Annotated in this window: 10 protein-coding genes and 1 tRNA gene; 9 read left to right on the top strand and 2 right to left on the bottom strand. The window is 45.0% G+C overall.

The genetic code is table 11. The features are described from left to right. Positions 1-2: 2 nt before the first annotated feature. Positions 3-650, bottom strand: a complete 648-nt coding sequence (gmk, locus tag ACO0KZ_RS11425) for a guanylate kinase (protein WP_422995268.1) — start codon at positions 648-650, stop codon at positions 3-5. Positions 651-722: 72 nt separating this feature from the next. After that, complete coding sequence (locus ACO0KZ_RS11420) at positions 723-1,625, bottom strand: YicC/YloC family endoribonuclease (RefSeq protein WP_422995310.1); 903 nt, start codon at positions 1,623-1,625, stop codon at positions 723-725. A gap of 188 nt (positions 1,626-1,813) precedes the next feature. Between ACO0KZ_RS11420 and ACO0KZ_RS11415 the strand changes: the two genes are divergently transcribed. The 9 genes from ACO0KZ_RS11415 (at position 1,814) to ACO0KZ_RS11375 (ending at position 12,509) form a co-directional block, all read left to right on the top strand. After that, on the top strand, positions 1,814-2,824 hold the full coding sequence (locus tag ACO0KZ_RS11415; RefSeq protein WP_422995267.1) for a serine/threonine protein kinase: 1,011 nt from the start codon (positions 1,814-1,816) through the stop codon (positions 2,822-2,824). Between the two features lie 51 nt (positions 2,825-2,875). Then, positions 2,876-3,811, top strand: coding sequence for a PP2C family protein-serine/threonine phosphatase (locus ACO0KZ_RS11410; protein ID WP_422995266.1), 936 nt, complete (start codon positions 2,876-2,878; stop codon positions 3,809-3,811). A gap of 22 nt (positions 3,812-3,833) precedes the next feature. After that, entirely contained in the window at positions 3,834-4,562 is a 729-nt protein-coding gene (gene rph / locus ACO0KZ_RS11405; RefSeq protein WP_422995265.1) for a ribonuclease PH, read from the top strand. A gap of 39 nt (positions 4,563-4,601) precedes the next feature. Beyond that, positions 4,602-5,186 carry an RdgB/HAM1 family non-canonical purine NTP pyrophosphatase gene (rdgB, locus tag ACO0KZ_RS11400; RefSeq protein ID WP_422995309.1) on the top strand — a complete coding sequence of 195 codons (585 nt, stop codon included), beginning with the start codon at positions 4,602-4,604 and terminating at the stop codon, positions 5,184-5,186. Continuing rightward, entirely contained in the window at positions 5,183-6,448 is a 1,266-nt protein-coding gene (gene hemW, locus ACO0KZ_RS11395) for a radical SAM family heme chaperone HemW (RefSeq protein ID WP_422995264.1), read from the top strand. Before rdgB ends, hemW begins: the two co-directional genes overlap by 4 nt. 307 nt (positions 6,449-6,755) lie before the next feature. Beyond that, entirely contained in the window at positions 6,756-7,937 is a 1,182-nt protein-coding gene (locus tag ACO0KZ_RS11390) for an EAL and HDOD domain-containing protein (protein ID WP_422995263.1), read from the top strand. Continuing rightward, positions 7,934-9,958 (top strand): putative bifunctional diguanylate cyclase/phosphodiesterase, encoded by a 2,025-nt coding sequence (locus ACO0KZ_RS11385; protein WP_422995262.1) that lies wholly within the window; start codon positions 7,934-7,936, stop codon positions 9,956-9,958. Before ACO0KZ_RS11390 ends, ACO0KZ_RS11385 begins: the two co-directional genes overlap by 4 nt. A gap of 158 nt (positions 9,959-10,116) precedes the next feature. Next, a tRNA-Ser gene (locus ACO0KZ_RS11380) sits at positions 10,117-10,206 on the top strand. 158 nt (positions 10,207-10,364) lie between these two features. Beyond that, positions 10,365-12,509, top strand: a complete 2,145-nt coding sequence (locus tag ACO0KZ_RS11375) for a peptidase domain-containing ABC transporter (protein WP_422995261.1) — start codon at positions 10,365-10,367, stop codon at positions 12,507-12,509. The last annotated feature ends 63 nt before the right edge of the window (positions 12,510-12,572 follow it).

Raw genomic sequence — 12,572 nt, 5'->3', positions numbered from 1 at the left:
CCTTAGAGCGTATGATTGATTTGTATGCCCAATTGGGCAAAGAGTGCGGCATTGCGCACGGATTGTTGCGAGGTGCGGCAACGTGTGGCTTTCACAATTGCACTCAATTCTGATAGAGCTAATTCAAAATCTTGGTTGATGATAACATATTCGAACTCTGGCGCGTGCGCGATTTCACCGCTAGCAGCTAAAATTCGTCTGCTAATGACGTCTTGAGAGTCCTGTCCACGCTTATTTAGACGTTCATTGAGCGCTTGCACCGAGGGTGGCAAAATAAAAATGCTAGCGACGTCAGGAAATTGCTTTTTGACTTGCTGCGCGCCTTGCCAATCGATTTCCAACAAAATGTCGGTGCCTGCTTGCATTGCTTCCTGAATTAAAATCTTGGAAGTGCCATAGTAATTGCCATGAACTTCAGCGAACTCCAAAAACTCACCATGATTTTTTCTGCTAAGGAAATCTTCAACCGAGATGAAGTAGTATTCTCTGCCGTCTTGTTCGCCTGGACGCGGTGCTCTTGTCGTAAATGAAATTGATAATTTTAATTCTGGCTCTAATTTCAATAGTGCATTGACTAATGAGGATTTGCCGGCACCTGATGGTGCGGAAACCAAAAATAGACTGCCAGAAGTCATTGGGTTCGTGCTCATAGCACCTCGCTAAAAAATGAAATGGGCCATTTGCCTGTTGAGTTGTTTTTTAAAAGTATTTTCATTTTTAAATCACTCTAAATTTTGAACTTGTTCGCGCATTTGTTCAATTAATAGCTTCAATTCCATAGACGCATCGGCGAGTTCTTTTAGCGCGGCTTTGGAACCTAAAGTATTTGCTTCACGATTTAACTCTTGCATCATAAAGTCCAGGCGTTTACCAACTTGGCCACCTTTTTGTATGATTTGACGCGTTTCGGCTAAATGCCCTGAGAGTCGAGCTAGTTCTTCGTTGACATCAATGCGTATGCCGTACATGGTGACTTCTTGGCGAATTCTATCCAAAACTTCATCACGTGAAATCGTTGGTGTCGTGTTGCTACCCGCATTGCTTAGCGCTAAGCCTAGCGCCTCTTCAAGGCGCGCAATCGCTTTTTGTTGGAATTGTTGCAGGACAGTTGGCAGTAGTGGCGTAATTCGCAGTACGATGGCTTCCATATCGTCAACGCAGCGCAACAAGACAGCGGCAAGTGCAGCTCCCTCACGTGTACGGCTCTCTATAAATGCCTTGAGTGTAGATTCAATGGTGACTGTGATTGCTTCTTGCAACTCGTCAGTATTGATTTCAGATTCTTCGATGACCCCAGGCCAGCGCAGAATGTCCGCCATGCTCATCGCTTTGATAGCAGGGAATTGTGATTGCAAGCTGCTCTGAAATTCCTGGAGTTCCAGTAGAACATCAGCGTTGAGTCCTTTTTTGTGTGTGCTCAGCTTGGTTTTGCCAAAACTAAAGCGACATTCAACTTTGCCACGATGTAGGCGTTTGCTCAGCGTATCGCGAAAGAGCGGCTCGACCGAGCGAAATTCATCGTTAATGCGGAACTGTAAATCTAAGAAGCGAGAATTGACACTCTTAATTTCTATCGTTATTGTTCCAGCGTCGGTTTCTTTTGTGCTGGTAGCGTAGCCAGTCATGCTAAAAATGCTCAATTGATTTCCTTTGATTCGTGTTGTGATTATGCGAATTGTTTATTGATTAATCATTTATTTGTCTATCAAAGTCCATTGACGCAAAAACGACACTGTACAATGCAACTCAATGTAATTAATAATTTCTCAGCTACTTTTCTTCAGCTGTTTTTCTAAGTGAGACCACATTTACTATGGCAGCACAAAATAACGCACCATTGCCTGACGGTTTAGAAATAGCCGGGTACCGTATTGTAAAGAAAATTGCCTCTGGTGGCTTTAGTATTGTTTACTTAGCTTCGGATGAAGACGGTAACGCGGTTGCGATTAAGGAGTATTTACCGAGCTCTTTGGCATTGCGGCAAGTCGGTGAATTGGTGCCGGCAATTTCTGCTGAAAATTTTCCTGTGTATCGTATTGGGCTTAAATGCTTCTTCGAAGAAGGTCGAGCCCTGGCGCGTATCTCCCACCCGAACGTTGTTAGCGTCATTAATTTCTTTAGAGCGAATGAAACCGTTTACATGGTCATGGCCTATGAGTCAGGCCGTTCGTTACAAGAGCATATTTTGCGCCGTCGCGATAAAGGTGAGAAGCCTTTGGTATCAGAACGTTTTATCCGCAAGATGTTTAATTTAGTGATGAATGGGCTGCGTGAAGTTCATACAAATAAACTGCTCCATTTGGATTTAAAGCCTGCCAATATTTATTTGCGCATGGATGGTACGCCTATTTTGCTCGATTTTGGCGCGGCACGTCAGACTTTGAAGACCGATATGCCTAAACTTTATCCTATGTACACCCCTGGTTTTGCTGCGCCAGAGCTATACGTTAAAAATAGCACCTTAGGTCCGTGGACAGATATCTATAGTATTGGTGCATCCATGTTTGCTTGCATGGTTGGTGCGCCACCTCAGCCGTCTGATCAACGAAAGACCAACGATAAGATGGAAGCACATTTTAAAAAGTTGGAAGGGACTTATTCCGCTGAGATTATCGATGTAGTACGTATGTGTTTGAAATTAGATCCTATGGAGCGCCCGCAAAGTGTGTTTGCCTTGCAAAAAGCGCTAGCTGTTAAAGCACCGCCGCAGCGTGAATTAACTTTCTTCGAAAAGACAAAGTTGAAAGTTGCGAATCTGTTGGGAAAGAATAAGAAAGACACTGAAGAGGCCGATTTTACGACCATACAGGAAGATACTATCTGATCTTTGATACTGCTTGATTCTCAATAACTCGAACTAACTTTAATAAAAATCATGCGCTTTTCAGTTTATCAAGAAAGTCATATTGGCGGACGTAAAGTCAATCAGGATCGCATGGGGTATAGCTTTACCCGTGATGCAATTTTGCTGCTGCTGGCCGACGGTATGGGCGGTCACATTATGGGCGAAATGGCGGCGACCATCGCTATGCAAACCATAGGTAGTCTTTTTCAAAAGCAAGCGCATCCTATGATAGATAAGCCGGAGCGTTTTTTAGAAAAGGGCTTTTTGTCGGCACATAATGAGATCCATCGCTTCAAATTGCTGAAAAATTTGCCAGAGACGCCCCGTACCACGATCGTTGCCTGCCTGATTCAAAACGGCAATGCTTATTGGGCTCATTGTGGTGACTCTCGCTTGTACTGGATGCGCGATGGTCAGATCCTGCTCCGTACTAAAGATCACTCACGTTTAGAAACTTTGATCGAACAAGGCAAGGTTGATCCTTCAGAGCGCAATACTCATCCAGACAGAAATAAGCTTTTTAATTGTTTGGGGGCGCCCCATGCGCCTATCGTTGAATTGTCACGCCGTGCTTCATTGCAGGCGGGTGACTTAATTATGTTGTGTTCAGACGGACTATGGGGTGTGCTTCCAGACCATTTACTGGCGCAGCGTTTGCATGAGCAAACCATCGTGCGTGCTATTCCCGAATTAGTGCGTAGCGCGGTTGAAATCGCCGGACGTCAGGGTGATAACGCAACGGCGTTAGCAATGATGTGGGAGGGTAATGATATTCTTGAAAACTCCTCAATTATTTCGACCAATACTCTGCCTATCGGTTCAATCGCGACCACGATACAAGTGCCGGTTGATGTCGACGACGAAAATGCTGAGGCCGACATTTTCAATGATGAAGAAATAGAAAAAGCAATCGATGAAATTCGAAATGCGATCCATAATTCCACACGCCTAACTAATAAAAGTTAGATAACCAATAAGAGCCAAATTCATGTCAGAAGTTACTCGCCCGAGTGCCCGTCCTGCAACGGCATTACGCGCCATCAGTTTTACCCGCCATTACACTAGGCATGCCGAAGGTTCGGTGTTAGTGGAGTTTGGTGATACCAAGTTAATTTGTACTGCCAGTATTGAAGATAAAGTCCCTGGTTTTTTGAAAGGCCGTGGTCAAGGATGGTTAACTGCCGAATATGGTATGTTGCCACGCTCCACGCACACCAGAATGGATAGGGAAGCGGCCAAAGGCAAACAATCTGGACGCACGCAAGAAATTCAGCGTTTGATCGGCCGCTCATTACGTGCGGCTTTTGACCTTGAAGCCTTTGGTGAGCGTACTTTGCATTTGGATTGTGACGTTATACAAGCCGATGGTGGTACTCGCACAGCGGCAATCTCTGGCGCAATGGTGGCAGCGTATGATGCGTTTTCAAAGCTGTTGGCAAAATCAGCGATTCCTGCTATTCCACTTAAACATTTTGTTGCTGCTATATCGGTGGGCGTGTATCAAGGTGTTCCCGTTTTGGATCTGGATTACTTAGAAGATTCCAATTGCGATACCGATATGAATGTCGTTATGAATGAACAAGGACATTTTATTGAAGTACAAGGTACGGCAGAAGGCGACGCGTTTGATCGTCAGGTATTGAATCAACTTTTGGATTTGGCTGATGCCGGCATACGCGACATTATCGCGAAACAAAAGCAAGTTTTAGGGATTTGAATTCATCTACCTAGAATGAATTAATTTAAGTCAAGTATGATGAATAAGAAAATTGTTTTGGCATCCAATAATGCCGGTAAGCTCAAAGAATTCCGTGAAATTTTGGCGCCGCTAGAGATAGAATTAATCGCCCAAGCCAGCTTAAATATTCCCGATGCAGCCGAGCCATTTTTTACTTTCGTCGAAAATGCCTTAACCAAAGCGCGCCATGCCGCGCGTATGTCTGGTTTGCCAGCGATCGCTGATGACTCCGGTATTTGTGTGAATGCATTAGGTGGCGCGCCCGGCGTGTATTCAGCACGTTATGCTGGTGAGCCAAAGTCCGATCAAAGAAATAATCAGAAGCTGGTTGATGCACTGCAAGGGGCGGAAGATCGCTCTGCTTATTATTACTGCGTCTTAGTTTACGTACGTTCTGAACATGATCCGCAACCGGTGATTGCCGATGGTCGCTGGTCTGGGCAAATCATTGATCTAGCCAGAGGCAGTGAAGGCTTTGGTTACGATCCCTATTTTTATTTGCCTGAGTTCCAGCGGACCGTGGCCGAACTCAATGCTGAGCAAAAAAATGCTTTGTCACATCGTGCTCAGGCACTACAAGAACTACTCAAGAAGCTAAGATGATTCCAATTAAGCCCATTTCATCGTCGGTCGGCTCTGCTGCCGGTTCATCGCATGATAGGCAAGAAAAAATGCGCAGTATTCCTGGTGAAGTGAAAGCAAATTTCCTTGCGCCAGGCGTACTCAATTTGAGTACTTTGCCACCTTTGTCTTTGTATATTCACTTCCCTTGGTGTGTAAGAAAATGTCCGTACTGTGATTTTAATTCGCATGAAGTAAAGACTTCGTTCGATGAAGATCTCTATCTGACAGCGCTACGGGCAGATCTTGAAGCAGCTATGCCTATGATCTGGGGTCGCAAGATCTACACCATTTTTATTGGTGGTGGCACACCTAGTTTAATGTCGGCAGCAGGCGTGGATCGCTTGCTTTCGGATGTGCGTAGTTTATTACCGATTGATGCCAACGCAGAAATTACCATGGAGGCCAATCCAGGGACATTCGAAGCGGAAAAGTTTCGCCAGTATCGTCTGAGTGGCATCAATCGTTTATCCATAGGTATACAAAGTTTTAACTCTCATCATTTGTCTGCACTTGGCCGTATTCACAACGGCGATGAAGCAAAACGAGCGATAGAAATCGCTGCGAAGAATTTTGATAATTTTAATTTGGATCTGATGTTTGCTTTGCCGTCGCAGACGTTAGAAGAGTCAATTGCAGATCTCGAAATGGCACTGAGTTTTCAGCCAAATCATCTGTCGCTGTATCACCTGACTTTGGAGCCGAATACCTATTTTGCAAAGTTTCCACCTGCTATTCCTGATGACGATTTAAGCGCAGAAATGCAAGAGCAAATCCAGACTCGCATGGCGAATGCGGGTTATCGTCATTATGAAGTTTCAGCGTTTGCCAAGCCAGGGCATGAGTCTCGCCATAATTTAAATTATTGGAATTTTGGTGATTATCTAGGGGTTGGGGCGGGAGCGCATTCTAAGTTATCTTTCCCACACAGAATTGTTCGACAGGTCAGACACAAACAGCCTAAAGCATTTATGGACAGCGCATTAAAGGGTGATGCAGTTCAAGAGAGCAATGAAATCACCAAGGACGAATTGGGCTTCGAATTTATGCTGAACGCCTTGCGCCTCAATCAAGGATTTGATGCCGTTTTGTTTTCTGATCGTACCGGGTTGTTATTAAATACGATTGAAAGCAAATTGTTGCTGGCGGAGCAAAAGGGCTTGCTTTATCGAGATCATTTGCGAGTGGCACCAAGCGATTTAGGACGCCGATTTCTAAACGATTTGCAGCAAATATTTCTGTGAAGCTTGAATGCCAAGTCAATGGCGTAGATGTTAAAGCGATCAAATTGGATTGGATGTTTGCTTGCTCGAAGCCCCTAATTGTGGTTCGGGTTTTTTTGTCTTTATAGCCCTGAAAGACGGTAAATCTTCGTCTCAATTTCAGCAGAATAAAGCAATTCACGTCTTATTAAGCCAACAATAAAGGAAATCTATCTGTGGCATCAAAAATGCACTTGCAATTGTGTAAATTTCAACTTACTATCAAGATACAAATTGCCTCAAAGCACTTGATTGTAAGAAGTTAAAAATATGGAAAAAAATTTATCAAATGATGCCTATCGCTTCATTCCTACCCGTTGTCAACAGTCAACAAAAACTCGTCGCCTTATTGCCTGATTTCCCCCAGCGTGATGATGACCTATGCATGCAATTACTTGCGGCGTTGAACCAATTTCGTGGATTCGAACGCCTATCAAATTTGCAGTTGATGCTGCCATTGCGTAACCCGCTGTCATTGCCTCCTGACTTCGAAAATCGTGATTACTGTAAAAATGTCGTACTGTGTTTTCTGGAGGCTGAATGTGAGTCAAAAGAAACGCAACAAAAATTAAAGCATTTAAATCACTGCGGTGTTCGCTTGATGATGGATGAATTTAGTTCAAAATCATCATTGATCTGGCCTGATACCAAAAGTGTTTCCGTAAATTGCGAGTCCGGTGTGCCGGCGCATGCTCAAGCTTGGGTTTTTAACTTGCAACAAAGTCAGCATTTGGCAAGAAATGTTGGTTCCCCAGCTTGCCTATCGCAAGCACAGGACGCTGGTTTTAGTTTGTTTTGTGGGAATTTTGCGTTTTCCAACGAAAATAGTGCCCGTAGTGCTGATCCTACGTCTCGATCTCGTTTGCTTAAATTATTAGGCTTAGTGTCGAAAGATGCAGATGCTAAGGATTTAGAAAGCCTATTTAAGCAGGATCCTACGCTTTCATTTATGTTATTTAAGCTGGTAAGCTCCGCAGCATTTGCGCAAACAGTCAAGGTCACAAGTTTCGTCCAAGCGATCAACTTACTGGGACGACGTCAGTTACAGCGTTGGTTACAATTACTTTTGTATGCACGCCAGAATGCGCAGGGAAGCAGTTTGAATCCCTTGATGTTAAGAGCCGCATTTCGCGCCAGTTTTTTAGAATCACTTTGCCGCCAAAATGGCGGAGATCGCGACCAACAAGATGCCGCTTTTATGACGGGAATGTTTTCTTTGTTGGATCTTCTTTTTGCCAGCCCACTGTGGGAAATATTGAAGCCTTTGAGTTTGCCAGACGAGGTTCGGAGCGCTTTGCTTGATAGAGAGGGACAGTTGGGGTCCTTTTTGACTTTGGCAGAACAAGCTGATCGAACTTATACAACTGAATTGGTGCAAGCTATAGGAGCAGCGGGCCTCAATAATGAGATTTATTATGAAAGCCAGATTCAAGCGTATTGCTGGGTGAATCAAGTCTGCCAGGAGCTATGATGTCGTCGCTACCTGATCTCCAACAAGAATTGATACTAGGCGTGGAATTGTGTGAAGCGATTCTAAGTGCTGATGATCCGACTTTAGAGTCAAGTTTGAATCGTATTCTTTGCGAATTGTTTGCTGATTGTGAGATCGCTTATGCACGTAATAAGCCATTGGCAGGGCAGGGTAAAGTATTGGCAGAAGTTTTCGCAGAAAATTATTTTGTACTTTCTGGAAAATGTGGCGAGATCAATGAGACTGACCTGCATAAGTTAAATCAATTGAGTCAGTTGACGGCTCGCCTATTTGCTAAGCGCTTGAGTACGGCAACGCGATTCGATGCTGCGATGAAATCTCAGTTGATTCATTCGCAGATTCTTGATCAACTTCATGAATCTGTCATTACCATGGATCTCGCCGGTTTCATACTCAGCTGGAATTTTGGTGCCGAGCGCCTATTTGGATACACCGCAGATGAAGCGGTCGGACAAAACATTCTATTCCTCTATGAATCCGAAGAAGCGAACGATCTTTCCGTGCGCGATATTTTTCTGGAAAGCGGTGGCCGTGAGATGGAAGTCAGGCGACGTAAAAAAAGTGGGGAAGTTTTTTGGGCAAGCTTGAGCTTATCCACCTTGTTTGATGAGTCACAGCAAGCAGTTGGCCTGATTGGTTACTTGAGCGATATCACTGAACGAAAACGATCAGAAGAGAGAATTAATCACTTAGCCTATTACGACATTCTTACCGACTTTCCTAATCGCAGTTTGTTTAAAAAATTGGTCGATAGCGCACTACAGCAGAGTTATAGAAATGATGCTTCTGTCTCTGTCATGTTCGTCGACTTGAATCGCTTTAAACCGATTAACGACACACTCGGGCATCGTGTTGGAGATTTATTGTTAAAGCAGGTCGCTGAACGTTTTCGTTCTGCCCTGCGAGACAATGACGTGATTGCACGCCTCGGTAGTGATGAATTCGCGATCGCCGTGCTCGATGTAAAGCAGCACTTTCATGCAGGTTTAGTCGCTCAGAAAATTCTCGCTACCTTAGAGCATGTTTTTTCGATTGATGAACATGAGTTACGCTTGGGCGCCAGCATTGGTATCAGCATTTATCCGCAAGATGGTAGTGATGCCGAAACGCTATTGCAAAAAGCAGATATCGCCATGTTCAAAGCTAAACGCCTGATAGATAAAGCAGGTGGTGCTTATACATTCTATGATGCAGAAATGAATCGCACGATTTCTGGCCGTATGTACCTAGAGTCGGGACTGCGTCGTGCGCTGCAACGTGATGAATTCTTTTTGTTGTACCAACCCAAACTTGATGTGCTAAGCGGAAAAGTGTTGGGTGCCGAAGCCTTAATACGTTGGGCGCATCCGCTAGACGGGATTATTGCTCCGAACGAATTTATTCCTGTAGCAGAGGAAACGAATCTAATCCTGCAAATCGGTGCTTGGGTTTTAGACGCTGCCTGCGCACAAGCAAAAAGCTGGCAGAGCGCTGGTGTGGCGCCTTTCCGTATCGCTGTCAATGTGTCTGCGCGTGAATTTACCGCGTCTCTTCCTGAGCTCATCGAACAGGCCCTCAACAAACATCAAATTTCTGCGGGATGGCTAGAGTTAGAGATTACCGAAAGTATGCTGATGCAAAACGCGGAAGATGTGGTGGCGATCATGACGCAAATCACTGCGCTTGGCGTGACCTTGGCATTAGATGATTTTGGTACTGGCTTTTCTAGCTTGTCTTACTTAAAGCGCTTTCCTATAGATACCTTGAAGATTGATCGTTCATTTATCCAGGGGATACCGGATGACGTGGATGACTGCGCGATTGCCAGTGCTATCATTAGTATGGCCAAGCAAATGAAACATAAAGTGATCGCCGAGGGAGTAGAAAACAGCGAGCAGTTCGCCTTTCTGCAAAAAATGGGATGCGATGAGATTCAAGGATATCTATTCTCCAGGCCACTCGATGCCGATAAGTTTTCAGAAGTGATGTTAAGAAGCTTTAGCTTCCCCTCATTTTACTAATCGCCTTATTGGTTTGAAAAATAAGTGAACTATTAAGTAAGTATTTGAGAAATTTTCTGAAAAAGTTCACAAGAAATCAGAAAAACTCGCTATAATGCAGGGCTTGAGAGATTGGTTCAAATTTATTTGTGCTGATATTTCATAGTTTTATCTAAGACGGAAGTGTGGCCGAGCGGTTGAAGGCACTAGTCTTGAAAACTAGCGAGGATGAGAGTCCTTCGTGAGTTCGAATCTCACCGCTTCCGCCAAGAATTTAAAAAGCCCTTGATTAGTCAAGGGCTTTTTTATTTTTGTTAATGTTTTAAAAAAATATATACAAATAATGAACGATTTCTATTGATAATAAAATGACTTTGCTATAATGTCATTCGCCTGAATGTAATTAGTTGTAACAGGCGCAAAAACAATGAATCATCAAGAACTAAGTCAGACCTCCTTCTTTTGGGTATTACAAGGCCTCTGTGCCTTACACCGCAAGCCCTTCTCAATAGAACTCGCACAACAACAATGCGCTGCTCCCTATAGCAATCATGCTCTGCAAAGTGCCCTAGATGAGGCAGGTTTGCTGTCAGTACCTCAAAAATGTTCCGCGAAGAAACTCCATAAGCAATCGTTCCCGTTGATTGCTTGGTGTCGCAATCGCAATTCTGAAACGAGCGTCGATGGTCAAGCAACCCTCGTGTCGCCCGCACTCATTCTACAAGCCGATGAACATAACGTATTGGTCGTCGAGCAAACCGACAACGCACCGCAAACTATTGCGCTAGAGCAATTCCAACAGCGCTACACAGGTCAAATCACCCGAGTCACACCCAAGATTGATCCCGGCATCGACGCCGATAGTGCAGAACAAGAACGTCAAGCTCGACGCTTTGGCTTTAGCTGGTTCGTCCCTGAACTTTTAAAGCATAAAAAACTCTGGCAAGAAATCTTGCTGGCCTCCTTGGTGATACAGCTAATCGCTCTGGCGACGCCGCTATTTACCCAAGCCATTATTGATAAAGTCGTCGTGCATCGCACTCAAAGCACGCTGATCGTGATCGCCATCGGCATGTTGGTTTTTATGATCTTTTCCGCAGGCTTATCGTGGCTGCGACAATATTTAGTCCTGCACACCGGCAATCGGGTCGATGCGGTCTTGGGTTCTGCGGTATTTGAACGCCTCTTTAAGTTACCTCCGCTGTACTTTCAGCACCGTTCCACTGGTGTGATCTCGGCTCGTATGCATGGCGTAGAAACCATACGAGAATTCATCGCCAGTGCTGCCGTAACGGTTATTCTCGATCTGCCATTCTTATTGATCTTTGTCGCGATCATGTTCTATTACAGCGTGACCTTGACTTTGATCGTATTAGCCATACTCACTGTGATTGTGGCCTTGAGTGCTATCGTCGCGCCTATGTTTCAAGCTAAGTTGCAACAACAATTTCAACTCGGTGCCCGCAATCAAGCCTTCATGACTGAATACATCGTCGGTCTAGAAACCGTCAAATCATTACAACTAGAGCCGCAACTCAATAGCAAGTATAGCGGCTATTTAGCCAGCTATTTGCAAGCTGGTTTCGATACCAAACAACTCGCCAATACCTATAACACCGTCTCCAATCTGCTAGAGCAAATCATGACCCTGCTCATCCTCGCAATAGGTGCCTACACCGTCATGCACAGCACTGAGTTTACGATAGGGATGCTGGTCGCTTTTCAAATGTTCTCAGGGCGATTGTCACAACCGATGTTGCGTTTAGTCGGCTTATGGCAGCAATTTCAGCAAGCAAGTTTATCGGTGGATCGCTTAGGTGATTTGATGAACGCGCCGACAGAGCCGTATTCCATGGTACCAAGCCGTGATGGTAAAAAAATTGGCAAAGTGCAGATTGAACAAATCGCCTTTAAATATGCGGAAGAATTACCGCTGGTGTACGACAACCTCAGCTTGACGGTAGAGCCAGGCCAAACCATAGGCATCATGGGGCCATCAGGCTGTGGCAAAAGCACGCTCGCCAAACTACTGCAAGGCTTCTACCAACCCAATGCTGGACGCATCTTGGTCGATGGTGTCGATATCCGTTATTTATCCGCCAACGAGTTACGCGCCCACTTTGGCGTGGTGCCCCAAGAGACGACCTTATTCTCCGGCACCATCTACGACAATCTACAAATGGCCAGCCCAGACGCCAGCTTCGAGCAAATCGCAGCAGCATGCAAAATGGCTGAGATCCACCAAACCATAGAAGCGCTCCCCAAAGGCTATCAAACCGAAATCGGCGAACGCGGAGCTGGTCTCTCTGGCGGACAAAAACAACGCATTGCCATCGCCCGAGCCTTGCTCAAGCGTCCTAGTATTTTGGTCTTCGATGAAGCCACTAGCGCTTTGGACACTAACACAGCAGAACACTTCGCCCAAACCATTAATAGCCTACGTGGAAAGGTCACCATGCTCTTCATTACCCACGGCTTGCCTAAAGGCTTGCATGTTGATGCGGTGTATCGATTGGGTGCTCAAGGTGCACAACGCGTCGCATTAGCGCCAGCGGTAGGCACTAATACTTAATCACTGCGTCGTCAAAGCCATCGCTAAAACAAAGCAAAGCAAAGCAGAACAAAACAAAGCAAA

It is taken from the genome of Undibacterium sp. Di24W (assembly GCF_049340325.1).
Taxonomy (GTDB): domain Bacteria; phylum Pseudomonadota; class Gammaproteobacteria; order Burkholderiales; family Burkholderiaceae_D; genus Undibacterium.
Note: the sequence above shows the minus strand (reverse complement) of the source record. Positions and strands in the feature narration are given on the sequence as shown.

Excerpts from the sequence above, each read along its gene's own strand:
- ACO0KZ_RS11420 (WP_422995310.1), bottom strand. The coding sequence starts at position 1,625 with ATGACTGGCTACGCTACCAGCACAAAAGAAACCGACGCTGGAACAATA.
- hemW (WP_422995264.1), top strand. The coding sequence starts at position 5,183 with ATGATTCCAATTAAGCCCATTTCATCGTCGGTCGGCTCTGCTGCCGGT.
- ACO0KZ_RS11410 (WP_422995266.1), top strand. The coding sequence starts at position 2,876 with ATGCGCTTTTCAGTTTATCAAGAAAGTCATATTGGCGGACGTAAAGTC.
- rph (WP_422995265.1), top strand. The coding sequence starts at position 3,834 with ATGTCAGAAGTTACTCGCCCGAGTGCCCGTCCTGCAACGGCATTACGC.
- ACO0KZ_RS11390 (WP_422995263.1), top strand. The coding sequence starts at position 6,756 with ATGATGCCTATCGCTTCATTCCTACCCGTTGTCAACAGTCAACAAAAA.
- rdgB (WP_422995309.1), top strand. The coding sequence starts at position 4,602 with ATGAATAAGAAAATTGTTTTGGCATCCAATAATGCCGGTAAGCTCAAA.
- ACO0KZ_RS11375 (WP_422995261.1), top strand. The coding sequence starts at position 10,365 with ATGAATCATCAAGAACTAAGTCAGACCTCCTTCTTTTGGGTATTACAA.
- ACO0KZ_RS11385 (WP_422995262.1), top strand. The coding sequence starts at position 7,934 with ATGATGTCGTCGCTACCTGATCTCCAACAAGAATTGATACTAGGCGTG.
- gmk (WP_422995268.1), bottom strand. The coding sequence starts at position 650 with ATGAGCACGAACCCAATGACTTCTGGCAGTCTATTTTTGGTTTCCGCA.
- ACO0KZ_RS11415 (WP_422995267.1), top strand. The coding sequence starts at position 1,814 with ATGGCAGCACAAAATAACGCACCATTGCCTGACGGTTTAGAAATAGCC.